General features: G+C 73.0%; 29 protein-coding genes. 16 read left to right on the top strand and 13 right to left on the bottom strand.

Annotated elements, in window-relative coordinates:
- Window positions 1–117: 117 nt before the first annotated feature.
- From ACBJ32_RS40165 to ACBJ32_RS40155, 3 genes are read left to right on the top strand one after another with little or no spacing between them, the layout of a single operon-like run.
- Window positions 118–741 carry a TetR/AcrR family transcriptional regulator gene (locus ACBJ32_RS40165; protein ID WP_375131232.1) on the top strand — a complete coding sequence of 208 codons (624 nt, stop codon included), beginning with the start codon at window positions 118–120 and terminating at the stop codon, window positions 739–741.
- Window positions 738–1628: an ATP-binding cassette domain-containing protein gene (locus tag ACBJ32_RS40160; RefSeq protein WP_375131231.1), complete on the top strand. Its 891-nt coding sequence runs from the start codon at window positions 738–740 to the stop codon at window positions 1626–1628. Before ACBJ32_RS40165 ends, ACBJ32_RS40160 begins: the two co-directional genes overlap by 4 nt.
- The gene (locus tag ACBJ32_RS40155; RefSeq protein WP_375131230.1) at window positions 1625–3193 is read left to right on the top strand and encodes an ABC transporter permease; all 1569 of its coding nucleotides are present in this window, start codon (window positions 1625–1627) and stop codon (window positions 3191–3193) included. The genes ACBJ32_RS40160 and ACBJ32_RS40155 overlap by 4 nt, the downstream gene beginning before the upstream one ends.
- 81 nt (window positions 3194–3274) lie before the next feature.
- Here the strand turns inward: ACBJ32_RS40155 and ACBJ32_RS40150 are convergent, their stop codons facing one another.
- A complete protein-coding gene (locus tag ACBJ32_RS40150; protein ID WP_375131229.1) occupies window positions 3275–3751 on the bottom strand; it encodes a YkvA family protein in 477 nt (158 codons plus the stop codon).
- A gap of 203 nt (window positions 3752–3954) precedes the next feature.
- On the opposite strand from ACBJ32_RS40150, the gene ACBJ32_RS40145 reads away from it, so the two are divergent.
- The 3 genes from ACBJ32_RS40145 to ACBJ32_RS40135 all read left to right on the top strand — a co-directional run bounded on the left by ACBJ32_RS40145 (window position 3955) and on the right by ACBJ32_RS40135 (window position 6658).
- A complete protein-coding gene (locus ACBJ32_RS40145) occupies window positions 3955–4107 on the top strand; it encodes a hypothetical protein (protein ID WP_357885365.1) in 153 nt (50 codons plus the stop codon).
- A gap of 256 nt (window positions 4108–4363) precedes the next feature.
- Window positions 4364–5140: an LLM class flavin-dependent oxidoreductase gene (locus ACBJ32_RS40140; RefSeq protein ID WP_375131228.1), complete on the top strand. Its 777-nt coding sequence runs from the start codon at window positions 4364–4366 to the stop codon at window positions 5138–5140.
- Window positions 5141–5269: 129 nt separating this feature from the next.
- Window positions 5270–6658, top strand: coding sequence for a glutamine synthetase (locus tag ACBJ32_RS40135; RefSeq protein ID WP_375131227.1), 1389 nt, complete (start codon window positions 5270–5272; stop codon window positions 6656–6658).
- Between the two features lie 72 nt (window positions 6659–6730).
- On the opposite strand, the gene ACBJ32_RS40130 is transcribed toward ACBJ32_RS40135, so the two are convergent.
- Entirely contained in the window at window positions 6731–7612 is an 882-nt protein-coding gene (locus ACBJ32_RS40130) for a LysR family transcriptional regulator (protein ID WP_375131226.1), read from the bottom strand.
- A gap of 97 nt (window positions 7613–7709) precedes the next feature.
- Here ACBJ32_RS40130 and ACBJ32_RS40125 point away from each other — a divergent pair, with 97 nt between their 5' ends.
- The 4 genes from ACBJ32_RS40125 to ACBJ32_RS40110 all read left to right on the top strand — a co-directional run bounded on the left by ACBJ32_RS40125 (window position 7710) and on the right by ACBJ32_RS40110 (window position 10135).
- Window positions 7710–8453: an arginase family protein gene (locus ACBJ32_RS40125; RefSeq protein ID WP_375131225.1), complete on the top strand. Its 744-nt coding sequence runs from the start codon at window positions 7710–7712 to the stop codon at window positions 8451–8453.
- Between the two features lie 10 nt (window positions 8454–8463).
- Window positions 8464–8607: a hypothetical protein gene (locus ACBJ32_RS40120; protein WP_375131224.1), complete on the top strand. Its 144-nt coding sequence runs from the start codon at window positions 8464–8466 to the stop codon at window positions 8605–8607.
- A 95-nt stretch (window positions 8608–8702) separates the two neighbouring features.
- Window positions 8703–9056 carry an STAS domain-containing protein gene (locus tag ACBJ32_RS40115; protein ID WP_375131223.1) on the top strand — a complete coding sequence of 118 codons (354 nt, stop codon included), beginning with the start codon at window positions 8703–8705 and terminating at the stop codon, window positions 9054–9056.
- A gap of 254 nt (window positions 9057–9310) precedes the next feature.
- Window positions 9311–10135 carry a hypothetical protein gene (locus tag ACBJ32_RS40110; RefSeq protein ID WP_375131222.1) on the top strand — a complete coding sequence of 275 codons (825 nt, stop codon included), beginning with the start codon at window positions 9311–9313 and terminating at the stop codon, window positions 10133–10135.
- Between the two features lie 185 nt (window positions 10136–10320).
- On the opposite strand, the gene ACBJ32_RS40105 is transcribed toward ACBJ32_RS40110, so the two are convergent.
- Window positions 10321–10665, bottom strand: coding sequence for an STAS domain-containing protein (locus ACBJ32_RS40105; protein WP_375131221.1), 345 nt, complete (start codon window positions 10663–10665; stop codon window positions 10321–10323).
- 155 nt (window positions 10666–10820) lie between these two features.
- Between ACBJ32_RS40105 and ACBJ32_RS40100 the strand changes: the two genes are divergently transcribed.
- Complete coding sequence (locus ACBJ32_RS40100; protein WP_375131220.1) at window positions 10821–11315, top strand: archease; 495 nt, start codon at window positions 10821–10823, stop codon at window positions 11313–11315.
- Between the two features lie 59 nt (window positions 11316–11374).
- On the opposite strand, the gene ACBJ32_RS40095 is transcribed toward ACBJ32_RS40100, so the two are convergent.
- From ACBJ32_RS40095 to ACBJ32_RS40075, 5 genes are all read right to left on the bottom strand, one after another.
- Window positions 11375–12799 (bottom strand): RtcB family protein, encoded by a 1425-nt coding sequence (locus tag ACBJ32_RS40095; RefSeq protein ID WP_375131219.1) that lies wholly within the window; start codon window positions 12797–12799, stop codon window positions 11375–11377.
- Between the two features lie 121 nt (window positions 12800–12920).
- Complete coding sequence (locus ACBJ32_RS40090) at window positions 12921–13769, bottom strand: aminoglycoside phosphotransferase family protein (RefSeq protein ID WP_375131218.1); 849 nt, start codon at window positions 13767–13769, stop codon at window positions 12921–12923.
- Between the two features lie 6 nt (window positions 13770–13775).
- The gene (locus ACBJ32_RS40085) at window positions 13776–14570 is read right to left on the bottom strand and encodes an SGNH/GDSL hydrolase family protein (protein WP_375131217.1); all 795 of its coding nucleotides are present in this window, start codon (window positions 14568–14570) and stop codon (window positions 13776–13778) included.
- A complete protein-coding gene (locus ACBJ32_RS40080) occupies window positions 14570–15133 on the bottom strand; it encodes a PadR family transcriptional regulator (RefSeq protein ID WP_375131216.1) in 564 nt (187 codons plus the stop codon). Before ACBJ32_RS40080 ends, ACBJ32_RS40085 begins: the two co-directional genes overlap by 1 nt.
- A gap of 325 nt (window positions 15134–15458) precedes the next feature.
- Window positions 15459–15923 carry a MarR family winged helix-turn-helix transcriptional regulator gene (locus ACBJ32_RS40075; protein WP_375131215.1) on the bottom strand — a complete coding sequence of 155 codons (465 nt, stop codon included), beginning with the start codon at window positions 15921–15923 and terminating at the stop codon, window positions 15459–15461.
- 90 nt (window positions 15924–16013) lie between these two features.
- Here ACBJ32_RS40075 and ACBJ32_RS40070 point away from each other — a divergent pair, with 90 nt between their 5' ends.
- On the top strand, window positions 16014–16193 hold the full coding sequence (locus ACBJ32_RS40070) for a hypothetical protein (protein ID WP_168019878.1): 180 nt from the start codon (window positions 16014–16016) through the stop codon (window positions 16191–16193).
- Window positions 16194–16211: 18 nt separating this feature from the next.
- Here the strand turns inward: ACBJ32_RS40070 and ACBJ32_RS40065 are convergent, their stop codons facing one another.
- Entirely contained in the window at window positions 16212–17003 is a 792-nt protein-coding gene (locus tag ACBJ32_RS40065; protein ID WP_375131214.1) for a class I SAM-dependent DNA methyltransferase, read from the bottom strand.
- 40 nt (window positions 17004–17043) lie between these two features.
- Window positions 17044–18777, bottom strand: coding sequence for a CBM35 domain-containing protein (locus ACBJ32_RS40060; protein ID WP_375131213.1), 1734 nt, complete (start codon window positions 18775–18777; stop codon window positions 17044–17046).
- A gap of 206 nt (window positions 18778–18983) precedes the next feature.
- Here ACBJ32_RS40060 and ACBJ32_RS40055 point away from each other — a divergent pair, with 206 nt between their 5' ends.
- Entirely contained in the window at window positions 18984–19394 is a 411-nt protein-coding gene (locus tag ACBJ32_RS40055; RefSeq protein WP_375131212.1) for a hypothetical protein, read from the top strand.
- 197 nt (window positions 19395–19591) lie between these two features.
- A complete protein-coding gene (locus ACBJ32_RS40050; RefSeq protein ID WP_375131211.1) occupies window positions 19592–20029 on the top strand; it encodes a DUF6010 family protein in 438 nt (145 codons plus the stop codon).
- A 44-nt stretch (window positions 20030–20073) separates the two neighbouring features.
- On the opposite strand, the gene ACBJ32_RS40045 is transcribed toward ACBJ32_RS40050, so the two are convergent.
- Window positions 20074–20232 (bottom strand): hypothetical protein, encoded by a 159-nt coding sequence (locus ACBJ32_RS40045; RefSeq protein WP_357885327.1) that lies wholly within the window; start codon window positions 20230–20232, stop codon window positions 20074–20076.
- Window positions 20233–20649: 417 nt separating this feature from the next.
- Between ACBJ32_RS40045 and ACBJ32_RS40040 the strand changes: the two genes are divergently transcribed.
- Entirely contained in the window at window positions 20650–21873 is a 1224-nt protein-coding gene (locus tag ACBJ32_RS40040; protein ID WP_375131210.1) for an MFS transporter, read from the top strand.
- Between the two features lie 116 nt (window positions 21874–21989).
- On the opposite strand, the gene ACBJ32_RS40035 is transcribed toward ACBJ32_RS40040, so the two are convergent.
- Both ACBJ32_RS40035 and dnaE read right to left on the bottom strand, forming a co-directional pair.
- A complete protein-coding gene (locus tag ACBJ32_RS40035) occupies window positions 21990–22298 on the bottom strand; it encodes a DUF6300 family protein (protein WP_375131209.1) in 309 nt (102 codons plus the stop codon).
- A gap of 35 nt (window positions 22299–22333) precedes the next feature.
- On the bottom strand, window positions 22334–25876 hold the full coding sequence (gene dnaE / locus ACBJ32_RS40030; protein ID WP_375131208.1) for a DNA polymerase III subunit alpha: 3543 nt from the start codon (window positions 25874–25876) through the stop codon (window positions 22334–22336).
- Between the two features lie 111 nt (window positions 25877–25987).
- Here dnaE and ACBJ32_RS40025 point away from each other — a divergent pair, with 111 nt between their 5' ends.
- Complete coding sequence (locus ACBJ32_RS40025) at window positions 25988–26929, top strand: LysR family transcriptional regulator (protein ID WP_375131207.1); 942 nt, start codon at window positions 25988–25990, stop codon at window positions 26927–26929.
- Window positions 26930–26954: the final 25 nt, after the last annotated feature.

Here is a 26954-nt window from a genome sequence, read left to right as displayed (position 1 = left end):
GGCGCCCGGCCACGCCCGGGCCTGAAAGCTTGAGCACCTGACCCCATCTGGAGATCCTTCACGCCCACGTATTGAACACTTGCATCGCTTCCAATACAAATGTATAGAATGCTGGTCGTGCGACCAATCTCCGAAGAGGACCTCACCACCCGCGCCCGCATCCGCGACGCCGCCATGACCCTGTTCGCCGAGCAGGGCGTCAAGGCCACCACCATCCGCGGCATCGCCGAGGCGGCCAAGGTCTCCCCCGGCCTCGTGCAGCACCACTTCGGCACCAAGGAAGCGCTGCGGCTGGCCTGCGACGAGTACGTCCTCACCTACGTACGCCGGCAGGTCACCACGGGCATCACCGAACGCAACCTGGAAAAGCCCGAATTCATCGAGGACGTGCACCGCACCGCGCCGCCCCTGATGAAGTACCTCGGCCGCGCGCTCGTCGAGGGCTCCCCCGCGGCCGCCGGCATGTTCGACGACCTCGTCACCGTCACCGAGGAACACCTCTCCAGCGAAGACGCCGACGCCGACCACCGCGCCCGCGCCACCGTGCTGACCGCGATGAAGCTCGGCCTCACGGTGCTGCACGAGCACGTCTCCCGCGCCCTCGGCACCGACCTCTACGGCCCGCAGGGCGCGGTGCGCGTCGGCAAGGCCCAGCTCGACCTCATCAGACCCGAATTCCTCGGCCGCGAGCTGTTCGACCAGGCGCGGACCGGCCTGGACAAGCTCGAAGGACAACGATGAACGCCGCAGTGCGCGCCGACGGCCTGGTCAAGACCTTCGGCCGGACCCGGGCCCTCGACGGGCTCGACCTCACCGTCAACACCGGCGAGGTGCACGGTTTCCTCGGCCCCAACGGCGCGGGCAAGACCACCACCATCCGCATCCTGCTGGGCCAGATGCGCGCCGACGGCGGCCGGCTCGACCTGCTCGGCGGCGACCCCTGGCGCGACGCCACCCAGCTGCACCGGCGGCTCGCCTACGTGCCCGGCGACGTCACCCTGTGGCCGTCGCTGACCGGCGGCGAGGTCATCGACCTGCTGGGCAGGGTACGCGGCGGCCTCGACCCGAAACGCCGCGCCGAGCTGCTCGAACGCTTCGAGCTGGACCCGCGCAAGAAGTGCCGCACCTACTCCAAGGGCAACCGGCAGAAGGTCGCGCTGGTGGCCGCGTTCGCCTCCGACGTGGAGCTGCTGGTCCTGGACGAGCCCACCTCCGGCCTCGACCCGCTCATGGAGGCGGTCTTCAACGACTGTGTCATGAAGGAGAAGCGCGACGGCCGCACCGTGCTGCTGTCCAGCCACATCCTGTCGGAGGTGGAGACACTGTGCGACCGCGTCAGCATCATCCGCGCCGGCCGTACCGTCGAGTCCGGCAGCCTGGCCGACCTGCGCCACCTCACCCGCACGTCGGTGACCGCCGAGCTGGCGGGCCCCGCACCCGGCCTCCAGGCGCTGCCCGGCGTGCACGACCTGGCCGTCGACGGCGCGCGCATGCACTTCCAGGTGGACGGCGACGCCCTGACGGCGGTGCTCGCCGAGCTCGCCGGGGCGGGCGTACGCACCCTGACGACGCGCCCGCCGACACTCGAGGAGCTGTTCCTGCGGCACTACGAAGGCGCCGCCCGATGACCGGCACCTGGGCGCTGATCCGGCTCGTCCTGCGCCGGGACCGCGTGCTGCTGCCGGTCTGGATCGCGATCACCGCGCTGCTCCCGGCCGCCATCGCCGCCGCCACCACCGACCTGTACGCCGGCCAGGCCGCCCGCGACGCCTTCGCCGCCGCCTCCATGGGCAACCCGGCCCAGCTCGCCACCCGCGGCCCGATCCACGCCGCGACCGTCGGCGGCCTGACCGCCTGGACGCTCGGCTCGTCCCTCGCCCTGATCGGCGGCCTGGTCAGCATCCTGCTGGTGACCCGGCACACCCGCGCCGAGGAGGAGACCGGGCGGCGCGAGCTGCTGTCGTCGGGCGTCATCGGCCGCCACGCCCCGCTGACCGCCGCACTCGCCGTCGTCCTGGCCGCCAACCTGCTGCTGGGCCTGCTGTCGGTGCCCGGCCTGGTCGCGGCCGGCCTGCCCGCGGGCTCCTCCCTGCTGTTCGGGCTGTCCACGGCCGCCGGCGGCTGGGCGTTCACCGCGGTCGCCGCGCTCACCGCCCAGCTCACCGCCTCCTCCGGCGCCGCCCGCGGCCTGGCCGTCGCCGCGGGCGGGTTGCTGTTCGCGGTACGCGCGCTGGCCGACACCGCCGGCATCCCCGCGCTGGCGTGGCTGACACCGTTCGGCTGGGTCCGCCTGACCAGGCCGTACGCCGGTGACCACTGGTGGGTGCTGGGCCTGGCCGCCGCGTTCGCCGCCGCCGTGACCGCCTCCGCTTACGCCCTGTCCACCCGCCGCGACCTGGCCGGCGGCCTGCTGCCCGCCCGCCCCGGCCCGGCGGGCGGCGGCCCCTCGGGCGTGTTCGGCCTGGCCGGCCGGCTGCACCGCGCCACGCTCGCGGGCTTCGCGATCGGCTTCGGCCTGATGGGCGCGCTGCTCGGCGTCTCGGCACGCGGCCTGGACTCCCAGCTCGACACGCCGCAGTTCCAGGAGCTGGCAGCGACACTCGGCGGGCCGGGCGCGCGCGTCTCGGACGTGTTCTTCACGTTCATGATGTACGTGCTCAGCCAGCTCGTGGCCGGGGCCGCGCTGGTGTCGGCCATGCGCGCCCGGGGCGAGGAGGCGGCCGGCCGGGCCGAGCTGCTGCTGTCCACCCCGACCGGCCGGCTGCGCTGGGCGCTGAGCCACCTCGCCTTCGCCGCCGCCGGCCCGGTGCTGCTGCTCGGCGTGCTGGGCGCGGCGGCCGGGCTCGCCACCGGCGACGTGGCGCGCGTCACCGTGGCCACGCTGGCCTATCTGCCCGCGGTGTGGATCGTGGTCGGGATCGCGACGCTGCTGTTCGGGCTGCTGCCGCGGCCGGCGGCGGCGGTGAGCTGGACCGTGCTGGGCCTGTTCCTGGTCGTGGACCTGCTGGCGGAGTTCCGGCTGGCCGGTGGGGCCGTGCTCGAACTGTCGCCGTTCGTGCACGTGCCCGCGCTGCTGCTGGGCGGTGCGCCGTCACCGGCGGCGCCCCTGCTGGCGCTGACCGCGCTGGCGGCCGGGCTGGCGGCGGCGGGCCTGGCGTTCCTGCGCCGCCGCGACCTGGCCCCCACGTCCTGAACACCACGTCCTGAACCCCGCGCCGTAAACCCTGCGTCGTGAACCCCGCGTCGTGAACCTCTGCCAGCGCCCGCATACGTCTCAGGAACCCTGCTGATCGGTCCGGCCGTCCGCCTCGCGCCGGCGAGCAAGCCCTGACCGGGAGTCCCCGTCGAGCCCGGTCAACCGGGCCAGCGCGGCGAAGCCGTCGTCGGTGCCCGGCCAGTGCCGGCGGACGGCCCGCAGACCGGCACGTCGGACCACGGAGCGCAGCACCGCCGTGACGATGATGGCGTCGTCGGCATACCCGAGCACGGGGATGAAGTCGGGCACCAGGTCCAGCGGCAGGGCCAGGTAGCCCAGCAGCAGCGCGAGCCGCACGCGCACACCACGAGGCAGGGCGGGGTCGGCGGCCAGGCGGCGCACCAGACGCAGCACGTCGGGCAGCAGCCGCAGCGCCTCCCGCAGCAGACTGCCGCGGGGCCGGACGACCGCCAGCGCGCCGATCATCGCCAGCCAGGCGACCAGCAGCGCGGCCCCGATCCCGATCAGCAGGTCCCAGCCCCACGACCCGGTCATGCCTGCCCCTTCTCAGGGGCGGTCACGACAGTGGACGCGCCGATCGACAGCCGGTCCCGCTCCTCCAGATCGCCCATCACACGCTCACGCTACGCCGCTCCGCCGAAGGCCCGGAACGGGGGCCGCGATGAGCTTGGAATACGGTGCGGCACACGGCTGTTCTCGTCCATCAAAGATTCAACTTCTGATGTAGGGAATTTCTGATGGCCATCGCATTCATGCTCGTCATGAGCCTCATCGTGGGCAGCTTCCTCACCGGCGCCATGATCGCCGTCGTGCTGAGCGGCATCAGGGACCGCCAGTGGCCCGTCCTGTGGCGGCGGCGCGTGGTCTACCGCGGCTTCATCCCCCGCTGACCCCGCCGGTCCCCCTTGTCGGGCCGGCGACGTCCGCCAGGCACGGACACCCGCACTCGCCGCACGCACGCTCCCGCCGCTCGCCGTAACGTAGGAGCAAGGTCGGCCGCGAACGACGCCCGCCGCTCGCGGCCCTCGGCCATCAAGCGCCCGATCCACCTACCGGCACGCCACTTACGGGCCGAGCCGGCCCCGGCCGCAGGTAGGGGGCGGGGCGCCCCGCGAGCACACGATCACCACCCCATAGCCTTGACCCATGGTGCGCTTCGCTATCGGTCTGCCCAACGTCGGCGAGTTCGGAGATCCCACCCTCCTGACCGAACTCGCCGTCGCCGCCGAAGAACACGGCTGGGACGGCGTCTACCTCTGGGACCACCTCCTCTACCACGACCCCGGCTGGCCCGTCGCCAACCCCACCGTCACGCTGTCCGCCATCGCCGCCCGCACCCACCGCATCCGCCTGGGCATCCTCATGACGGCGCTCCCACGCCGACGCGTCCAGACGGTCGCCAAGGAAACCGCGACCCTCGACCGGCTGTCCGAAGGACGGCTCGTCTTCGGCGCCGGCCTCGGCTCCATGGACACCGAGTACACCGACTTCGGCGAGGACCCCGACCTGAAGACCCGCGCCGCCAAACTCGACCGCGGCCTGGACGACCTGACCCACCTGTGGCAGCGACTCCTGCCACCACCCGTCCAGCGGCCACGCATCCCCATCTGGTGCCCCGGACGATGGCCCACCCGTGCCGGCTTCCGCCGAGCCGCCCGCTGGGACGGCGCGATGCCCACCTTCCACCACTTCGGCCAGGACCGCCCCGTCCCCCCATCGGAGTTCGCCCAGGTGGTCGACTATCTCGCCGAACAACGCGGCACCCTCGACGGCTACGACATCGCCCTCGAAGGACGCGCCGCCGACGGCCTCGTCGAGGCCTACACCGCAGCCGGCATGACCTGGTGGATCGAGGCCATGGGCTGGTGGCGCGGCGGCGTCCGCGACGCCCGCGCGACCATCACCGCCGGACCGCCTCGCTGAGCCCCGGATCAAGCCACACATCCACGGACATACCCCTCGACCAGCAAAAACCCGCGAGCGTGGCATCCCCTCGACTCGCCCCGCCGGCTATAAGGTGCCACGCGGGCCGCACACCACGAGGGGATGCCGATGCTCGACCACACCACCACCGGCGCACCGCAAGCCGACACCCAGACGCTCGACCTCGACCTCGCCGCCGCAGGCGTCGCCGGCGTCATCATCACCTGGGCCGACAACAACGGCATCCCGCGCTCGCGCACCGTACCCGTCGAACAGTTCACCGCCGCGACCGAGCGCGGCATCGGCATCACGCCCCTCTTCGCCGTCTTCGACTCCCACGACACCATCACCTTCGACCACCCCCCGCTCGGCACCCCTTCGGGCGACATCCGCCTGATTCCCGTCACCGACCGCATCGTCCAGCTCGCCGGACAGCCCTCCTTCGCCTGGGCCCCCGGACGCCAGATCGCCCCTGACGGCTCCCCCTGGCCCTACGACCAGCGAACCGCCCTCGAACGCCAGGTCGCCCGCGCCGCCGACCTCGGCATCCAGATCCGCGCCGGGTACGAGATCGAATTCCACCTCAGCCCGGCCGACGACACCGGCGACGACCCCCGCCCCGTCTACGACGGCCCTTCCTACGGCCCCACCAAGATGCTCGCCGTGGACGCCTTCGCCGGACAGCTGCTCCGCGACCTCAACCGCAACGGCATCCCCGTCGGCCAGCTCCACGGCGAATACGGCGCCGGCCAGTACGAGCTCAACATCGCCCCCGCCGACCCCGTCACCGCCGCCGACCGCCAGCTCCTCACCCGCCAGACCATCCACGCCGCCGCCCGCAACCACGGACTGCGCGCCAGCTTCGCCCCCCTCGTCACCCCCGGCCACGTCGGCAACGGCTGGCACCTGCACACCTCGCCCTCCCGCGCCGGCGCCAACCTCCTCTCCGGCGGCCACGGCCCCGCCGGCATCACCCAGGAAGGCGCCGCCTACCTCGCCGGCCTCCTCCGCGACCTGCCCGCCATCGTCGCCATCACCGCCCCCAGCCTCTCCTCCCTGCAGCGCCTGCGACCCGGATACTGGTCCGGCGCCTACACCTGCTGGGGCGTGGAGAACCGCGAAGCCGCACTCCGGCTCGTCCCCACCACCCCGCTCCTCGGCCCCGACCACGCCAACGTCGAACTCAAACCCTCCGACGCCTCCGCCAACCCCTACCTGGCCCTCACCGCCGTCATCGCCGCCGGCCTCGCCGGCATCGAGGACGGCCTCACACCCCCCGACCCCGTCCAGGAAGACCCCGGCACCTGGACCGACCAGCAACGCGCCCAGCACGGCATCCACCGCCTGCCCACCACCGTCCAGCAGCAACTCCGCGCCCTGCTGGACAACCCCCGCATCCGCGCCGCGCTGGGCGAGGAGATCACCGACGCCTTCCGCGCCGTACGCACCTCCGACGCCGACCGCGCCGGCGACCTCCACCCGGCCGACATCATCCGCGCCTACCGCTGGCTCTACTGACCGGCCGGCACCTCACCCCTCACGTCGGCACCGCACATCGCACTCACAACCGAGCGCCTTTACGTTGTAGATTCATTCCAGGAGCAGGTCGAGGATGGCGTTGACGGCGGGGGTCGCGGTGCGGACGAGGGCGTAGCTGGTGCGGGTGATCTCGATCGTGGAGATCGGGCGCAGCACGACGCCACCGGGCACGCCGACGGCGGTGGCGACCAGCTCGGGGACGAGGGCCACCCCCAGCCCCTCCCGCACCATGCGCAGCACGAGCGCGTAGTCGTCGGCCGTGTGGATGACGTTCGGCCGGAAGCAGCCCGCCAGGGCGCAGGCCCGGTCGAGCATCTCGTGGTCGCTGGTCCCCTGCGAGCCGGCGATCCACGGCTCCTCACGCAGGGCGCGCAGGTCCACCGCGCCGGACGCCGCCGGATGATCGGCGGGCAGGGCCATCAGCATCGGCTCGACACCCAGGAACCGGCGCGTGACCCCCGGCCGGGGCTCCTCCGGGATGAGGCTGTAGGTGAACGCGATCGCCACGTCGCACCTGCCGGCACGCAGCGCCTCGACGGCCTCGCGAGGTTCGAGCTCATGGACGATCACGTGCAGGCCGGGGTGGCGGCCCCGGGCCGCGGCGATCGCCGGCAGGAGGCGGGCGACGGCCGCCGTCGCGAAGCAGGCCACCCTGACCGGCCCTCGCGGGGTCGCGGCCGAGCGGAGGTCCTCCTCGGCGGCGTCCAGGGCGTCCAGGACGACATGCGCGTGCCGTACGAGCCGCTGCCCCTCGGCGGTCAGGCGGACCCGCCGGCCCGCCCGCTCGAACAGCGGCACCCCGGCCTCCCGTTCCAGGGCGGCGAGCTGCTGCGAGACGGCGGACGAGGTCAGGCCGCCCATCTCGGCGACGGCCGTCATCGTGCCGTGCTCGGCGAACTCGCGCAGCAGGCGCAACCTGACCGGATCCAACATCAAGCACATCTTATAGATCCGTGCAGAACTACTAAGTGGACGTTGCCGATGAGGCGAGGCGACACTGTCGATCCACACCTTTCAAGAGGAGAGCGACATGCTGACCGTCGTCGAGGTCCCGCAGTGGCAGGGATCGTCGTCACCCACCGCCCCCAGGCTGGTAGAAGGCGCCGCCCGGCTGGCGGCCATGATCCCCGGAGCGGCCGCGCACGTGCGGGTCGAGACCGGCACGACCCTGGCCGAGACCGCCGACCGCGTACGGCAGGCGCTCCCCCGCGACGGGTTCACCGTCACGGTCGGCGGCGACTGCGGTGTCGAGCTCGAACCGGTCACGGCCGCGCTGCGCCGGCACGGCGACCGCCTGCACGTCGCCTGGTTCGACGCCCACGGCGACATGAACACCCCCGACACGTCCCCGTCGGGCGCCTTCCACGGCATGATCCTCCGCACGCTCCAGGGCGACGGCCCGCCCGGCCTCGTCCGCTCCCCCGCGCTGCGCCCCGGCCAGGTCGCCCTGGCCGGCACCCGCTCGCTGGACCCGGCCGAGGCCGACCACATCCGCCGGTCCGGCATCGGCGGCCTGGACACCATCGCCTCGGACGCCGTCGTCTACGTGCACGTGGACCTCGACGTCCTGGACGGGATCACCTCGGTCGGCTACCCGGAGCCTGACGGCCTTTCCGCCCAGGCACTCACCGAGGCGATCGCCGGGCTCGCCGCCCGCCACGAGATCGCCGGGCTCGGCATCACCGAGTACGCGCCCGCCGACCCGCGCGACGAGGAGCTGCTGCGGGGGCTGGTCCCCGAGCTCGTACGCCTGTGTGCCGCCTCGCGACGATAGCTGCCGACGAATGTCGGCCAACAACCGACGCCCCGGCGGCCCGCTGATGCTCATCCGCCCCGACGGGTACATCGCCTGGACCGGCACCGACCCCACCGACCTGCACCGCCCCCTGGCCGAGCTCACCGGGCCGCCCGCCGAGAGCCCCCGGTGATCCGCTAGCTCGGCGGCACAGGGGTAGTGTCCGCATCAGGAAGGTCCGGAGGCGTGGCCGCGACCGATCACCTGCAACGGTGAGGTGAGTGAGCCATGGCCTACATGTCGAGCCTTCTCGCGCATGGCCGCTGGACCGTCGTCCGCGTCACCGGCATCGTCGACGACTGGCGGATGCCGGCACTCCGTGCCCAGCTCGCCGACGCCGTGGACGTCTGCCCGCGCGTGGCCGTGGACCTGTCCGGCTGCCGGCTGACGGGCACCCGCTGGATGGGCGTCCTGCTGGAGGCCGGGCGCCGCGCGCACGACCGCGGTCACCTGTTCGCCGTCGTCAGTCCCCGGCCGCACGCCACGCGCCTGTGCCTGCCGGTTCTGGCCAGGGGCGGGCGGCTGCTGCTGTGCGAGTCCACGGAGCAGTTGCCGAAGCTGGAACCCGCCGGACGCCACTAACCGGACGACTGCGGTGAAACCGGTGGGAACCCACCGAGTCCGTGCGACGTCCAACCAGAGCTAGCGTTCGCGCCGGGCACCCGCGCCACCCCGTGGCGGTGCCGGCGCCGTAGTCCGACCTGTTCGCCTTCGACTGACGACGCGAATCAGACCCCCGCCCTCCACGCCGTGGCGGTTTGTGCCATGCGTTCGTACGGAGGGCTGCTGTCCCCGATCCGATCCCACCGACTCCCGTGGAGGACCAGGTGACGCCCATGAGTTCCGGCCAACCGCACGAGGAACGTCCCCGCCGCCGGCGGATCCCCCGGCAACTGCTCAAGCTCGCCACCATCGCGATCGTCGCCACCGGCGGCCTCGGGGTGACCGTATCGGCCTCGGCCGCCACTCCGGCCCCGGCGCCCCCCGCCACCGAGACCCCGGCCGAAACCCCCACCCCGACACCCACCGAAACCCTCACCCCGACGCCCACCGAGACGCCGACGACCTCGCCCACGCCGGCCGAGCTGCCGCCCATCAACCCGTGGGGGTTCGTCGGCACGATGCACGGCGAGTTCTCGGTGGCGACCAAGGACGGGTGCGGCACCGTCACGCTGCTCACCCAGACCGGGCAGGTGACCGCGCTGGCGGACGGCTCCATCACGGTACGCAGCCAGGACGGGTTCGAGCAGGCGTACACGATCGACGAGTCCACGCGCCAGCCCCGGGTGCGGCTCCGCGACGGCGAGGAGAGCCGGCTCCAGCAGGACGGCTGGGTGTCGGTGACGGCCACCACGGACGGCCAGACGGCCAGGGCGGCCTACATCCTGGACCTCTCGCAGCCCATGAGGCTCCACCCGCAGGACAAGAGCGGCTGGCGGCGTGCCAAGCAGTGGTGGGCGATCGTCCCGAACTGGCAGACTCCGACCCCGTGCCCCACCCCGGCCCAGACGGCCACGCCGCTGCCGACCGACACCGCCACGGCCGTCCCGACGGAGACCCCCACCGAGGCCCCGACCGAAACACCAACCGGGACGCCGCCTGAGACGCCGACCGGAACCCCGACCGAAACGCCGACGGAGACGCCGACCCCCACCTCCTGAGCCGATCCGCGCCTGGTTCCCGGGCGGTCACCCTCACCCACCAGGAACCGATCGCGTAACGGGAACCGGCCGGCCATCGGCCCGTCTCCGGCTACCCGACGCCGGAGGTCAGCGCGGCTGTCCGAGACCGCAGGTCAGCGCGGCTGTCCGACATCGGAGGCCAGCCGGCTGTCCGAGGTCGCGGGTCAGAGCGCGCGTAGCTCGGCGACGGCCTCCTCCAGCGTCGAGCGCAGGTCGAGGACCCGGTCGAGGCCGCGCTGCCGGAAGAGCGCCCGCATCAGGTCGCCGGTCTCGCACACCAGCGCCCGGCCTCCCGCCGCCCGCGCGTGGTGGTGCATCGCGAGCAGCACGGTCAGGCCGTAGGAGTCGGCCGAGGTCAGGGCGCCGAGGTCGATCGCGACCCGCGGCAGCGCCCGGGCCAGCGCGGCCTGCAGCAGGGGGCAGGTGTCCATGTCGAGCTCGCCGCAGACGGTGACCACGGTGACGCGCGAGTCGAGCTCGACCTCGCTGATCCGCAGGCGTTCCGTCATGGCGCGCCTCGCCGTCGGGCCTCCGTCAACCGGTTGATCATCACGACGACTCTATCCGGATCCCGGACCTTCCCTGGCCCCGGTTGGCGTACATCCTGCCGTTTCTTGACGCCGGCGGGCTTTGCGGGCGGGCCCGTCCCTGGTGGAGTGGCAGCATGAGCAGAGGTCACCGCGCGGTCCCGCACACCGCCGACATCGCGCTGGAAGCATGGGCGGGTGGCCGCGAGGAGTGCCTGGCGGAGGCGGTGCGGGCGCTGGTGGAGAGCTTCGCCGACCTCAGTACGGCCCCCGCGCCGGACGACGAGGTCGACTTCCCCTCGCCCGGCCACGAAGGCGGTGAGGCCTCGGGCGACGGTGAGGCTGCGGCCGACGATCCGGTCCCGGGCGGCGGCGGGGTCCCGGGCGGCGGTCAGGGGGATGGCGCGGAGATGCTGATCGCGCTGCTGGAAGAGGTGATCTACCAGGTCGAGGTGCACGGCCGCGTGGTCGTGGACGTCCGGCCCGGGCAGGAGGGCGGCCTGCGGCTGGCCACCGTCCCCGCCGAGGCGGTCGAGCAGGTCGGCGCGATGCCGAAGGCGGTCACCACGCACGGCTTGCGATTCGGCCGGGAGGACGGTGAGTGGCGGGCGCGGGCGGTGGTGGACGTCTGAGCCACCTGAACCCCTGACCCGCCCACCCCCACCGCCGACCCTGTGACCACCGGACCGGCCTACCCCTTGACCACCCCGACAGGCGCGAGTTTGGCGACCTTCCTGGCCAGGCCCGCCAGGTGACACGCCGTCACCACCGCGTCCACGTCCTTGTACGCGTGCGGCGTCTCCTCCGCCAGCCCTCGCGCCGACGCCCCCCGCACAGCGACCCCCGCCTCCTTCAGCTCCGCCCGCAGCCTGGCCGCCGACGTGCTCTTGAGCGCCTGGTGACGGCTCAGCCGCCGCCCCGCCCCGTGGCAGGCCGACGCGAACGCGGGCGCGTCCGGGGTCCCGGCCAGCACGTACGAGCCCACCCCCATCGAGCCGGGCACCAGCACCGGCTGCCCCACCGCCCGCAGGTCCGCCGGCAGGTCCTCGTGACCGGGCGGCAGGGCCAGGGTCGCGCCCTTGCGGTGCACGCACAGCCGCCGCGCCCGGCCTTCGACGTGGTGCGTCTCCAGCTTGGCGAGGTTGTGCGAGACGTCGTACAGCAGGGTCAGCCCGCCGTCACCCGTGGCCCGCTCGAAGGCGCGGCGGGCGGCCTGGCCGAGGAGCTGCCGGTTGGCCCGGCCGTAGTTCGCGGCGGCCGCCATCGCCGACAGGTACGCCTGCCCTTCCGGCGAGGTGACCGGCGCGCACGCGAGCTGCCGGTCCGGGACGCTGATGCCGTACCTGGCCATGGCCGCCTCCATGACGCGCACCGAGTCGGTGCACACCTGGTGACCCAGGCCGCGGGAGCCGGTGTGGATGAGCACGCAGACGCGCCCCGGCCACAGCCCATACGCCCGCGCGATCTCCTCGTCGAAGACCTCGGAGACCGCCTCCACCTCCAGGAAGTGGTTGCCGGAGCCGAGGCTGCCGACCTGCGCCAGCCCGCGCTCCCTGGCACGGGCGCCGATCGCGGCGGGGTCGGCGTCGGCCACGGCGCCGCGGTCCTCGCAGCGCTCCAGGTCGGCGGGTTCGCCGTGGCCGCGTTCCACGGCGTACCTGGCGCCGCCGGCCAGGACCTCCTCCAGCTCGGCCGGGCCGCGCAGGTGCCACACCGCGCCCTTGCTCATGCCCCGCGGGATCGTCTCGTCGAGCGCGTCCATGACGGCGTCCAGCCGCGGGCGCAGCTCGTCGAGGTGCAGGCCGGACAGCAGCAGCCGCACGCCGCACGAGATGTCGAAACCCACCCCGCCGGGCGAGACCACCCCGTCGCGCTCCACGTCGGTGGCCGCCACCCCGCCGATGGGGAACCCGTACCCCCAGTGCATGTCGGGCATCGCGTACGAGGCCTCGACGATCCCCGGCAGCGTGGCCACCGCCGCCACCTGCCCCAGCGCCTGGTCTGCGGAGGGATCCGGCAGCAGGTCGGCGGTGGCGAACACCACGCCCGGCACCCGCATCGGCGCCTCGACGTCGATCCGCCAGCGATACGGGGTCTCCTCGACCAGCTTCATCATGGTGCCCCCTCCCCTCCCCCGGCCTTACCCCGCCGCACCCTCCGCATGCCCGCGATGCCGCATGATGGCCCGATTCCTCACCGCAGCTCGGCGCCGCTGGCCAGCCGCCGGTGCGGCGCGATCACGGTGTGGTGAGGGCCGCCGCGATGCCGGCGCCGTGCCGTTCCAGCCACGCCTCGCGCCGCTTGATCTGGTCCCCCACGCCCTCCTCCCACATGCGCGCCCACCCGCCGCCCAGTTCCTCGGCGTTCCGCCTCATCAGGAACCACGACCGCCGCGTCCGCATCACGGCCACCTCGACCAGCCGCGACCGGTCGATCTCCGGCATGCCGTACGCGTCGGCGAGGATCCGGCAGCGGCGCGGCACGTCCACCTCCCGCAGCAGCGGGTCGGCGTCCGCGGGGTCGCCGAGCGGCGCCCAGTACAACATCGCGTTGTACAGCTCGTCCACCCTGGTCACCGGCCGGGCGATGTCGAAGTCGATCAGCGCCGCCGCCTCGCCGTCGCGGAAGACGAGGTTGTCCGGCGTGTAGTCCATGTGCCCGACCAGCTCCACCGGGTACGGCGGCTCGGGCGGCGTGCCCGGCGGATCCGCCAGCCCGAGGCCGGGCCGCACCCCGTCAGGCACGGCGAAACCGGCGACGGCCTCGTGGTAGGCGCGTACGAGCCGCCCCACCGACGCCAGCCGCCCCTCGTCGGCGATCCACGGCGGCCGCGGCCGCCCGGCCACCTCGCCGGGCACGAAGCTCAGCACCTCCCGCCCGGCCGCGTCCACGCCGAGGAACCGCGGAGCTCCCGCGAACCCCGCCTCCTCCAGGTGCCGCAGCAACGCGTGCACGAGCGGCGCGTTCGGGCCGACCGTCCGGCGGACCGTGTCGCCGACGCGTACGACCCCCTCGGTGACGTCCCCGCCGGCCAGCGGGATCTCGGGAGAGGACTCGGGCGGTTCGGCGTACGTGACGGCGTTCATCTCACCTCAGAGGAGCGTCGGGGAGTCCCCATGATCGCATGGGACGGGAGCGAGCAGCGGGCGCTTGGCGGTGCGCCCGTCCCCCGAGGAGCGCCCGCGCAGGCGCCGGCCGATCCACGGTCCGGCGAACGTCGCCAGCCACCGCGCCTCGGCCGCCGCCGCCCGCCAGGCCCTCGGCGGGGGCAGCGCCGGCAGCGGCGCCATCCACGTGTCGTCGCTGCCCGGCAGCCCCAGCGCGTGCGCCACCGCGGCGGCGAACCTGGCGTGCCCGATCGGGCTGGCGTGCAGCCGGTCGCGGCTCCACATGCGCGCGTCGGTCACGTACTCCAGCGGGTAGGTGTCCACCAGCGTCACCCCGTGCCGGGCCGCGGCCTCGCGGATGCGCTCGTTGACGTCCAGCACGCGCGGCACCAGCGGCCGGGCCATCGGCGCGATCTTGCCGATGTCGGGGAACGTCACGGTCACCACGTGCGCGCCCGCCCCCACCAGGGCGGCGAACATCTCCTCCAGCACCCCGGCCACCAGCGCGGCGTCGAAGCCGGGGCGGATCACGTCGTTCATGCCCGCCATGACGGTCGCCAGGTCGGGCCGCAGCTCCAGCGCCACCGGGAGCTGCTCGTCGCGGATCTGTGCCGCCGTCCGGCCGCGCACGGCCAGGTTGGCGTACAGCAGGCCCGGGTCGGCGCGGGCCAGGTGCTCGGCGAGCCGGTCGGCCCACCCGCGGTGGCCCAGGACGTCGTCACCGTCGCCCAGCCCTTCGGTCTGGCTGTCGCCGAGCGCGACGTACCGCGTGTACGTCATCACACCCTCCTCCTCGCCCGCTCCTCCAGCACCTGCGCGGTCTGCCGGCACCAGTCGCGCATCTCCCTCTCCAGCCGGCACCCGCCCAGGCAGGACAGGTACGGCCCGATCCGCTCACCCGCGCGCAGGAACTCCTCCTCGTCGAGCTCGCCGCGCAGCCGCCGCAGGATCTGCTCGAACAAGGCCAGCTTGGCGGCGGCCTCCTCGGCCCGCTCCCGAAGCTGGGCGATCAGCGGGGCCGGGTCCACCAGGTCCGCGGCGTGCACCTTGACGGCCAGGTCGTCGCGGAGGAGAAGGGGCTTGGCCGGGGTGGCGGCGAAGGCGGCCAGCTCGTCCAGCCCCGCCTGGGTGACCTTGAACACGCGCTTGTTCGGGCGGCCCTGCTGGACGATTTCGCGCCCTGCCACGAGGGCGTCGGCCTCCAGCTTGGTCAGCTCGGCGTAGAGCTGCTGGGGGGCGGCGTACCAGAAGTTGGAGACGCCGACGTCGAAGATCTTCGTGAGCTGGTAGCCGCTGTACTCGCCGTCGAGCAGCGCCGCCAGCACCGCGTGCCGGAGAGCCACCGCTAGTCATCGTCATTACTAGTCATGCTGATGACTATAGATTGGCTCTTCGCTCGCGGCAAGGAACTCCCCGTCGACGGGCGCCTTTACAAAGTAGATCACCAGGCTTGGAAAGCCCCCGCCCCGAACTGGTACGTCATCCGCACCCCGGCCCTCCGACGTAGAAGAGGCACGACCACGCGAGGAGACAGAGATGCGCGCCACCCGAACGATGATGCGGCCGAAGCCGGCACGCCCCCGCCCCGGCCTGGATCTACGGACGCCGTCAGGGCGCCGGCTCCCGTACTGAGACGCCCGCCTCCGGACCGCGGAGGCGGGCACCACGTCAGCCCGCGGCGTCACCGGAGCGGCGGGCGGCCGCGATCACGCGCGTCAGCGACTCGTGCAGGTGCTGCAGCTCCTCCAGGCTCATGCCGAGCCGGGCCACGATCGCGGGCGGGATCTTCTCGGCCCGCGCCCGCAGCGCGCGCCCCTCGGGGGTGAGGGTCACGGCCAGCGCGCGCTCGTCCTTGCTGCTGCGCTCACGCCGGATGTAACCGAGCGCCTCCAGCCGCTTGAGCAGGGGCGACATGGTGCCGGGGTCGAGCTGGAGCAGCTCCCCCAGCTCCTTGACCGACTGCGGCTCCCGCTCCCAGAGCGCCAGCATCGCCAGGTACTGGGGATGCGTCAGGCCCATGGGCTGCAGCAGCGGCCGGTAGAGCGCGATCACGCTGCGCGAGGCGATGCTGAGGGCGAAGCACACCTGGCGGTCCAGCGCCAGCAGATCTGTTGCCTCTGTCACAGGCTCCATCGGTGCGCACCTCCATCGTCTGCTGGTAGCTTACTTGGTGTACAAACTATTAGGACACAAATCGTTTCGGCCCGGCTGGAGGACCTCCCCATGTTTCACCGCAAGCCGCTGGAGGAGCGCATCGCCGAGCGCCAGGCCAAGCTGCCTCCGCTGAAGGAGGGCAAGCACTTCGAGCACGGCCCGGCCAAGTTCGTGTTCGTGTCGTTGCTCGTCGCCGTGGCGCTCATGCACTTCGTCGGGCTGGCCGTCGTCATGCACTTCTACTCCTGACGGCGCCCGGTCCCGCCGTCAGCGGCGGCGGCAGATCATCATCTCTGTCGTGGGGCTCTCCCTCAGCAGGCGGACGAGCCGCCGTTCCAGCGGGTAGAGCAGCGATCCCGCCAGGCCGCCGGTCCGCTCGCTCAGGGTGAGCGCGCGCAGGAAGCCGCCCCACAGCTTGCGCCAGACGGGGTTCGCGTCGACCTGGGCGTTCATGAGGACGAGCATCGGCATCCGCCGCATCACGTCGAACCCGGCCTCGTCGAGAGCCTGGGTGATCCACGGCAGCGTGTGGTTGACCTGGTGCTCGCCGCGCTGCTCGGGCCGCTGCAGGAAGTTCTCCGACAGGACGAAGATCCCGCCGGGGCGCAACGCGGCGGCCACGGAGCCCAGCGCCGCCTTGTAGCGGGCGTCGTCGGTGATGTGGAAGAGCATGTCCATGGCCGAGACCGCGTCGAACGAGCCCCGCTCCAGCGTGTCGCCGGGCTCGGCGATGTCCACCTCGTGGAACTCCACGCCGGGGAAGCGCCCGCGCAGCCGCTCCACCGCCGCCGCCGTGAGGTCGCAGCCGACGATCGACTTGACGCCCAGCCCCTGCCAGCGGCGCACGTAGAAGCCCGTCCCCGACCCGATGTCGAGGACGCGGGCGTCGGGCAGGTGGAGGGGCAGCGTGGCGGCCTCACGGTCGAAGACCTCCGCGCGCACGCGGTACATCCAGGTGTTGAACGCCCGGCCGAGCGCCGCGTAGCCGACCCCGCTCTCGGTCCAGTCGGACTGCAGGCGCCGCTCCCAGAAGCCTTTCAGTTCACCATGCGTCTTCATCCGGCAAGGCTAACGGCCACGGCGGCGGGCCGTCGGCAGGTCAGGCGATCTCGACGTGATCCAGCTCGGCCCAGCGGCTGTGGTGCTGGAAACGCAGCGTGTTCCAGCCGCGGGTGAGCGGCAGCGAGGCCGTCACCTGCCGCCAGACGTCCCAGCCGTGGTGGGGGTAGTCGAGGGTGAACCGGGTGGAGCCGTTCACCGTCACGATGTGCTGCGCGTCGCCGTATCCGGCGGCGTAGGTCACGTACGCGGTGTAGCGTCCGTCCTTCGGCGCGTACACCCGCAGGTCGACCCGGCTGTCCTCGTGGTCGAGGCCGGCCACGACCGTGCCCTGTGACGCGCCGACGGCGCCGGGGCGGGTGCGCGCGCGGCTGATCTGCCCGGCCTCCGCCTCGTAGCGGGCCCGCGGGGCGGTGCCCCCGTCGCGCTCGGGCGGGGCGTCGAGGGTACGGGTGCCGCGGAAGGTCTCGCCCGCGACGCGGTAGCCGTGCGCGGCCTCGCCGCCGGTGTGGCCGGGGCCGACGTCGAGGGTGTCGGTGGTGGTCCAGGCGCCGCCGATCTGCTGCTCGACGGCGTAGCCGAACTCGTTGAAGTCCCACTCCGAGGAGACGAACGTGTTGACGACGGCCAGCGTGCCCTGGCCGGCGGTCAGGGACGGCGGGAGGTCGACGTGCTGCTCCGCCCAGCCGTCGAGGCCGTCGGGGAGCGGGTCCCACTGCCCGGCGGGGGCGCCGTTCACGCCGATGGTGGCGCGCTGGCGGGAGACGCGGGCGTCCAGGCGGCGGACCAGCCGCACGGGGCCGCCCGCCGGGTCGATCCGGACGGTGAAGCGGCTCGACCCGCCGGGGCCGAACGCGCGCCCGTCGTCGGTGACCGTGTCCCGCCCCGGCCACACGACGGCGGCGGCGGCGACCACGGTCGCGGCGGCGGCCGGCGCGGCGAGCAGCAGCGCCCAGCGCCGCCTGCGCCTGCGCCTGCGCCCTGCGGCGGGGACCGGCTCCCCCGCCGCGGGCCCGTCCGCCCCCGGCCCGTCCGCCCCCGGCGCGACTGCTGGCAGCCCGTCCGTTCCCGGCGCGACCGCCGAGGCCGGGAAGCTCGGAGGGTGCGCGGCGGCGGGCGTGCTCAGGAAGGGTTGAGGTTGTGCGGCGGCGGGCGCGCTCGGGAAGGGTTGTGGGTGCGCGGCGGCGGGCGTGTTGGGGAAGGGCGGAGATGGCACGGCGGCGGGCGTGGCCGGCGGCGGCGTCATCGGCTCGCCGGCCGGCGGCGGCACCGCCTGACCCACCACCTGCGGAGCCGCCTGGCCCGCCGCCTGGGGTGCCGCCGGCTGACCGCCCGGCTGCGGGACCGCCGACCCACCGTCCGGTTGCTGACCGGCCGGCGCTGGAGGCCGGTACTGGCCCGGTACGGCCGGCATGCGTGCGAGCCGTACCCGCTCCCAAGCCCGCTCCCACGCGGGCAGCCGGTGCTCGGGCACCTGGCAGGCCCGCAGGAACGCCATCATCACCGCCTTGCGCGGGAAGCGCCGCCCCGCCAGCATGTCGGCGCAGGTGGCGCGGGGCAGCCGGGTGCCGCCCTCCCGATCGGCCCGCGCCTGCAGCTCCCGCAGCGACACGTCGGCCCGCGCGAACTGCTCGGCCAGCATCGCCACCAGCTCCTCATGGCTGCTCACCGACTCCGGCACGGGCCCGCCCTCCTCCCCCGCCGCCGGGAGATTCTTGTCCGGATCCGCGTTCGCCGACCCCTCGGGCTCCGGCCCGCTCCTGACCTCACCCACACCGGAAAGTATACGAACCATTACTCACCGTGTCCGGATGTGGCGGCAAAGTGTCCGAGGCCGGCGCGCGGGCGGACGGGTCCGGACGAGTTCGCACGCGTCCGTCTGCCCCTCTGTTGGACACCCCGGCTGCCCCGTTTAGCTGGCACAGCGCCGGCCGGGAGCCCCCCGAGCACGGCCATCCGACACGAGAGAGCGGCAACCTCATGCGTAAGAACCTCCACCAGGCCACCCGCACGTTCCGCCTGCGCACCGCGCTCGCCTCCTGCGGCGTCACCGCCCTGGCGGTCGTGGCCTGCCTGTCCGTCCCGGCCGCCGCGGCGCCGCAGCATCCTTCGGCCACGGAGCTGCAGCGTGCGAGAGCGGCATGCCCGTCCGGGAACGTGTGCATCTATCCGGACACGTCCTCCAGCGGCAATCCGGACACCTACTACAGGTACGGCGCCCACAACCTGAGGAACGTCTTCGGCAACCGCCTGATCATCAACAACCAGACCGGCGGCGCGGGCTTCCGGCTCTGCTCCGCCTACGGCGGGCAGAACTGCGGTGTCCGCCTCGGGCCCGGCGAGTACGTCGCGAACCTGTCGCCGGTCAACTCCATCCTGCTCGAGCCGTAACCGGCGGCGTCCGCGAGCCGGTCAGGCCGGGCCTTCCCCCTGAGGCCCGGCCTGACCCGTTCGCCGGGAACGTGGCAGGAATCCGTTGGAAGTTGTCAATTCACCCCGTGGGGCGCCGCTCGACGGCCGTTCTAAGCTGGCGGCGCCCTCGGCCGGGGTCATTGTCCCTTCCCGCCACGTTCACAGAACGGACCGAGATGTCCATCATCATGCCGATCGTGATCGGCCTGATCGCCGTCACCATCGTCTCCCTCGTCCGCGAGCCGCACCGCCGCCCGCTCAACGCCATCCTGGTCGGCGGGGCGGGCGCCGCGTACCTGAGCGGGTTCGGGCTCGGCTACTGGGAGTTCGTGCTGCCCGTCGTCATGGCGTACGTCGCCTACCGGGGTCTCAAGAGCTGGACCTGGATCGGAGTCGGCTGGCTGCTGCACACCGTGTGGGACGTCTTCCACCACCTCAAGGGCAGCCCCATCCTGCCCATCTCGCACGACTCCTCCCTCGGCTGCGCCATCTGCGACCCGGTGATCGCCCTGTGGTGCTTCGCGGGCGGCCCGTCCATCCCCGGCTGGATCCGCGCCCGCTTCACCCGCAGGCCGGCCACCCCGCTCGCCACCGGCCCCGGGCAGCCCGGGTAGCCCGCCTCGACCGACGGCATCCCGTGCGGCGGCCGGAGCCTCCGTCAGCGCCTCGTCCGGGAGCGCCGTGGCGCTTCTGGCTCCGGCCGGTTCGACAACCAGCGCAGCAGGCGGAAGGCGCGCTCGCTGATCACATCGGAGCCGAACAACGCCGCCGCGACGACCACCACCGCGACCGACGCCTCGATCACGGCCAGCGTCACTCCGAGGGCAGCATGAGCCGACCACGCCAACGCGGGCACGCCAAGGCCCACCGTTCCGACACCTGCCGCCCGTACCCAGGCAGCGCGTGCCAAAGGCTCCATCCCAGCCACCACCTCCCGATGAACCCGACACCCCCGTGTCGGTCGAGCCCATGGGGCAATCTGGCGGCATGGCGCCTCGGCAAGAACCCTACCCGCCTTGCGGCGAGCGCGAAGAAGAAGAGGGCAATCGCTGACGTTTCAGGGCGGATGCCCGGTTTCCTCGTCGCAGCCCCACGCCAAGCCTTGCGGACAGCCTTGCGGACAGCGGGGACCTCGGCGGACAACCGCTGGTTGTCCGTGCGCGCGCGCCCGTTGTTTGAGTGTGCGGCCCTCTCCCGTGTTGGATCGGCACCCGGTCCGATCGGAGGGAGAGGGATGGCGGGCGACGATGGTCTGGGACGTGACTTCGGCCGGCTGTGGGGGGCCTACGCGACCAGTTCCCTGGGCACGTGGCTGGCGCTGGACTCGCTCCCGCTGATCGCCGTCCTCGTGCTGGACGCGAGCGCCGCGCAGCTCTCCTGGATGGCGGCGGCCTCCGGGGCGGCCGGCGCGCTGCTGGCGGTGCCGCTGGGCCCGTGGGTCGAGTTCCAGCGGAAGCGGCCGCTGATGATCCGCGCCGATCTGGTGCGCTTCCTCGTGCTCATGAGTGTGCCGGCCGCCCACCTGCTGGGGCTGCTGAGCTACGTCCAGCTCCTGGCGGTGGCCGTGGTGGTCGCCGTGTCGGACATCGTCTTCGTCGGGGCGAGCGGCGCGCATCTGAAGTCCCTCGTGCCCGACCGGCACCTGACGCGGGCCAACGGCCGGTTCGAGACCGTCACCTGGGTGTCCACGGCCATCGGCCCGCCGGCCGGCGGGGCGCTCATCGGCCTCCTCGGGCCGGTCGTCACGGTCGTCGTGAACGCCGTCAGCTACGCACTGTCCGCGCTCGGCATCCGCGCGATCACCGCGCCCGAGCCCGCTCCGCCGGTTCCGCCCGTCTCACCCGTCCCGCCCACCCGGGCCGCCGGCGGCTCCCGCCTGGCGGAGGTGGCGGCGGGCTGGCGCACGATCGCCGCCGACCGGGACCTGCGCCTGCTGCTCGCCAACACCGTGCTGGTGAACGCGCTCATCATGGCCACCGCTCCCCTGCTGCTCCACCTGATGCTGAACGACCTGGGCTTCACCCCGCTGGAGTACGGGCTCGGCTTCGGCGTCCCCTGCCTCGGCGGCGTCGTGGGCGCGCGGCTGTCCCGGCCGCTGGTGCGCCGCTTCGGGGAGCGGCGGATCCTGCTCGTCTTCGGCGCCGCCCGGGCCCTCTGGCTGGTCGGGCTGGTCTTCGTCGGGCCCGGAACGGGCGGGCTGCTCGTCGTCATGGCGGTCGAGATGGCCATGATCACGTGCATCGGGGTGTTCAACCCGGTGCTGGCGACCTACCGGCTGCGCAGGCCGCCGAAGGAGACGCTGGCTCGCGTCCTGACCGCGTGGACCATCACCAGCCGTGCGGCCATCGCCACGGCCACGGCCCTGTGGGGCGTGCTGGCCGGCGTGGTCGGCGGGCGGGCGGCGATCGCCGTCGCGGGGATCCTGCTCATCGGCACCACCGCCCTTCTACCGCGTTGACGGCGCGAGGCTGTTCGAGGCGTCAGGTGCGCCGGGCGCGGGCCGTGCCGGGCGCGGGCCCAGCTCGGGGCGAGTCGGGCGTGCCGGGCGCGGGCCCGTCCGTCCCCTGGGGCGGATTACAGCTCGCCCCTGCGCCAGGCGTCCGCCTCGGCCCGCAGCGCGTTCTCGTCCGGCGCCTGCGGCCGCGCCCGGCCGGCCCACTGGTGCAGCAGCCGGGCCAGGAGAGCCGCGTGCTCGGGGCGGGCCGTGCCGTGGACGGCGAAGTAGGTGGCGAGCGGGTCGCCCGCGTCGCAGCGGGCGCACAGCAGCACCTCCCCGTGCCCGCGCACCGGGCGGCCTGACGCGTTCGTCCAGGTGCGCGGCAGGCGCAGGACGGCCAGCACCTCGCCGGTGCGGCAGCGGGGGCAGGCGGGAGCGCCGCTCATGCACTGCCGATCGCCGCGGCTCTCAGCGCCGCCGCTCATGCGCTGCCGATCGCCGCGGCGCCGAGGAGTGCCTTGATGTCGCCGTAGAACGCCGGGCCCGGGGTGACCTGGAACGGGACCAGGTCGAGCAGGAGGTTTCCGGCGTGCCGGCGGTGCAGGTGCACGTGGACGGGCGCGCGCCCGGGATGGGCGGTGAGGATGTGCTTGAACTCCTGGACGACGCGCGCGCTCAGGTGGCCTTCCTGGATCGAGATCACCACGGGCTGCTCGGCGCCGGCCGTCGAGACGTCGAGGACGGCGACCTCCTCGCCGTACACGCTGACCGTCTCGTCGCGCACGTTGATCCGGCCGCGCACCGAGATGACCCGGTCCTCGGCCAGCGCCTCGCCGTACAGCGTGTACGTCTTGGGGAAGATCAGGCACTCCACGGAGGCGTCGTGGTCCTCCAGGGTGACGATCGCCCACGGGCTGCCCTGCTTGGTGACCTTGCGCTGCAGGCCGGAGACGATGCCGCTGATCCTGACGGTCCCGTCCTGGCGTCCCGAGGCGATCAGGTCGGCGATCGTGGTGTCGCGGCCGGCGTCCAGGACGCGTTCGGCGCCGTCGAGGGGGTGGCTGGAGACGTACAGGCCGAGCATCTCGCGTTCGAAGGCCAGCAGGGTGGCCTTGTCCCACTCGCCGTCGGGGATGGCGATCGAGAAGGCGCCGCTCTGCCCCGCCTCGCCGAACAGCGTGTCCTGGCCGTGGGCCTGGTTGCGCTTGACGTCGATGATCGCGTCGACGGCCTGCTCGTGCACCGCCACCAGGCCCTTGCGCACGTGCCCCAGCGAGTCGAACGCGCCCGCCTTGGCCAGCGACTCGATCACGCGCTTGTTGCAGACGACGGACGGCACCTTGCCGAGGAAGTCGTCGAAGCCCGTGTAGGGGCCCTTGGCTGCGCGGGTGGTGACGATGGCGTCCACGACGTTGGCTCCGACGTTGCGTACGGCGCCAAGGCCGAAGCGGATGTCGGAACCGACGGCGGTGAAGCCGAGCTTGCTGGCGTTGACGTCGGGCGGCAGCACCTTGATCCCGAGGCGGCGGCAGTCCGACAGGTAGACGGCCATCTTGTCCTTGTCGTCGCCGACGGAGGTGAGCAGCGCGGCCAGGTACTCGCAGGGGTGGTTGGCCTTGAGGTAGGCCGTCCAGTAGGAGACCAGGCCGTATCCGGCGGTGTGCGACTTGTTGAAGCCGTAGCCGCTGAAGGGCACGAGCACGTCCCAGACCGCCTTGATCGCCTCGTCGGAGAAGCCGCGGCCGCGCATGCCCGCCGAGAACCTGTCCCACTCGGCGTCCAGCACCTCCTTCTTCTTCTTGCCCATCGCGCGGCGCAGCAGGTCGGCGGCGCCGAGCGAGTAGCCGGCGAGCTGCTGGGCGATGGCCATGACCTGCTCCTGGAAGACGACCAGGTGGTAGGTGTCGCCCAGGATGGGCTCGAGCGCGTCCTCCAGCTCGGGGTGGATCGGCTCGACCTGCTGCTTGCCGGTCTTGCGCAGCGCGTAGTTGGTGTGGGCGTTCATCTCCATGGGGCCCGGCCGGTAGAGCGCGTTGACGGCCGCGATGTCGGTGAACGTGGTGGGCTGCATGAGCCGCAGCAGGACCCGCATGCCGCCGCTGTCGAGCTGGAAGACGCCGAGCGTGTCGCCGCGGGCCAGCAGCTCGTAGGTGGTGGCGTCGTCGAGCGGGACCTCGAAGATGTCAATCTCGATGCCCTTGTTGGCGCGGACGTTCGCGATGGCGTCGCCGATCACGGTCAGGTTGCGCAGCCCGAGGAAGTCCATCTTCAGCAGGCCCATGTCCTCGGCCTGCGTGAACGGGAAACCGGTGATGACGGGGCCGCCGGCCTTGGGCTTGACCAGCGGGATCACGTCGATGAGCGGCTCGCTGGACAGGATGACGCCGGCGGCGTGCACGCCGGTGCCGCGGGTGAGGCCCTCGATGCCGGTCGCGGTGTCGATCACCCGTTTGACGTCGGGGTCCTGCTCGTACATGGCGCGCAGCTCGGCGGCCTCGCCGTGCCGGGGGTGGCTTTTGTCGTGGATGGCGGCCAGGGGGATCTCCTTGCCGCCGACCGCGGCGGGGAAGGCCTTGGTGATGCGGTCGCCGACGGCGTACGGCAGGCCCAGCACGCGGCAGGAGTCCTTGACGGCTGCCTTGGCCTTGATGGTGCTGAAGGTGACGATCTGGCAGACGCGGTCGTCGCCGTACTTGCGGGTGACGTAGTCGATCATCTCGTCCCGCCGCCGGTCGTCGAAGTCGAGGTCGACGTCCGGCATGGTGATGCGCTCGGGGTTGAGGAAGCGTTCGAAGATGAGCTTGTGCTCGATCGGGTCGAGCTGGGTGATGCCCGTGCAGTACGCGACCATCGACCCGGTGGCGGAGCCGCGCCCCGGGCCCAGGCCGATGCCGTGCTCGCGGGCGTACCTGCAGATGTCGGCCACCACGAGGAAGTAGCCGGGGAAGCCCATGGCGTCGATGACGGACAGCTCGTGGTCGATGCGGGCGAGCACGCCGGCCGGCGGGTCGCCGCCGTAGCGGCGGCGGGCGCCGGCGAGGGTCTCCTTGCGCAGCCAGGACGACTCGCTCTCGCCTTCCGGCACGGGGAAGCGCGGCGTCAGGTCGCGGTGGGCGAACACCTCGCCGTAGTCGCCGACGCGTTCGGCGATCAGCAGCGTGTTGTCGCACGCGCCGGGCACCTCGGCGTCCCACAGCTCGCGCATCCGCGCGGCGGGCTTGACGTAGTAGCCGCTGCCGCTGAAGCGGAAGCGGTCGGCGTCGGCGAGCCGCTTGCCGGTGCCGACGCACAGCAGCGCGTCGTGCGCGTTCGCCTGGTCCTCGGTGACGTAGTGGGAGTCGTTGGTGGCCAGCGGCGGCAGCGCGAGCTGCTTGCCCAGTCTCAGCAGGTCGTGGCGGACACGGCGCTCGATGGGCAGGCCGTGGTCCATCAGCTCCAGGTAGTAGTTGCCGGCGCCGAAGAGGTCGCGGTAGCGGGCGGCGGCCTCGACGGCCTGCTCGTACTGGCCGAGGCGGAGCCGGGTCTGGACCTCGCCGGACGGGCAGCCGGTCGTGGCGATGAGCCCGGCGCCGTGCTCGGCGAGCAGCTCATCGTCCATGCGCGGATATTTCTGGACGTGTCCTTCGAGCCAGGCGCGGGACTGGAGGCGGAACAGGTTCCGCAGGCCCTGGGCGTCGGCCGCCCACATCGTCAGGTGCGTGTAGAGGCCGCGCCCGGAGACGTCGCCGCCCTCGCCGGTGTCGTCGTTCGAGCGGCGCAGGGCGAGGTTGTCGCTGTAGTAGACCGGCCGGCGGTGGTGCCGGGAGGCGGGGGCCAGGTACGCCTCGATGCCGATGATCGGCTTGACGCCGGCCCCGCGCGCGGACCGGTAGAACTCGTAGGCCCCGTGCACGTTGCCGTGGTCGCTCATCGCCACGGCGGGCATGCCCTGCCGGGACACCTCGTCCATCAGCAGGCCGACCTTCGCGGCGCCGTCGAGCATGCTGTACTCGGTGTGCACGTGCAGATGGACGAAGGATCCCACCGGCTGATCACCCCTGCTGGTTGTAGGCTCTGGGACGGCCCGCGCAATTCGACCCGAGAGCAGGTGGGGTTGTCCAACAATCGACACGCCGATCCGGCACAACCACCGGTTGTGGAGGAAGGTGAGGCGGACCTGGATCTCGGCGCGGTCCGCGCGTTCGTCGCCGTCACCGAGGAGCGGTACTTCAGCGAGGCCGCGACCCGGCTGGGGATCAGCCAGCAGGCCGTCTCGAAGCGGATCGCGAAGCTGGAGTCGGACCTGGGGCTGAGGCTGTTCTCCCGCACCCGCAACGGGGCCGAGCCGACCGAGGACGGGCGGGCGTTCCTGCCCCATGCCCGCGCCCTGATCGGGATCGCCGACCAGACGCGGGAGGTGCTGCGGGGGCGGCGGCGCGCCCTGCGGGTGGACGTCCTCGACACCCGGCTGCCGGCCACCGACCTCCTCAGGACCTTCCACCGTGCGAACGGGGAGGTGGGCGTCGAGATCGTCACCTCCAACGGGCTCAGGTCCGCCCGCGTCGCGCTTGAGCGCGGCTCCGTGGACGCCGCCTTCTGCCGCGCGAGCGGCCCCCTGGAGGAGCTCGTCAGCGTGCCCGCCGTCCTGGAGCCGATCCACCTGCTGGTCAGCCGCGGCCATCCGCTCGCCGGGCGGACGTCGGTGCGGACGTCGGAGCTGGCGGGCACGGTGGTGTGGATGCCCGGCAACGTCCCCGGCAGCGAGTGGGAGGAGCTCTACCGCCTGCTCGGCGCCGCGTTCGGCTTCGGGATCGACGCCTCGGGGCCCGACTTCGGCTGGGAGCACTTCGTGGCCGACGTCGGCGCCGGCCGGGGGGTGAGCCTCGTCGGCGGGCTGATCCGCCTGCCCTGGCATCCGGACACCGTGCAGGTCCCGCTCGTCGAGCCCGCGCCCGTCTATCCGGCCTCGCTGCTGTTCCACCGGCGCAACCGCCATCCGGTGCTGGAGGCGCTCGTCCGCTTCGTGACGGGCAACCGGCCGGCGTTCGACCCCGCGCGCCAGTGGCTGCCCGAGCCCGACCGGGCCGCGTTCAGCTGAACTTGGGGTTTCTCGCACGTCTGGA

Origin of the sequence: Nonomuraea sp. GTA35, assembly GCF_041950525.1 — a bacterium.
In the GTDB taxonomy this organism is placed as follows: domain Bacteria; phylum Actinomycetota; class Actinomycetes; order Streptosporangiales; family Streptosporangiaceae; genus Nonomuraea.
Note: the sequence above shows the minus strand (reverse complement) of the source record. Positions and strands in the feature narration are given on the sequence as shown.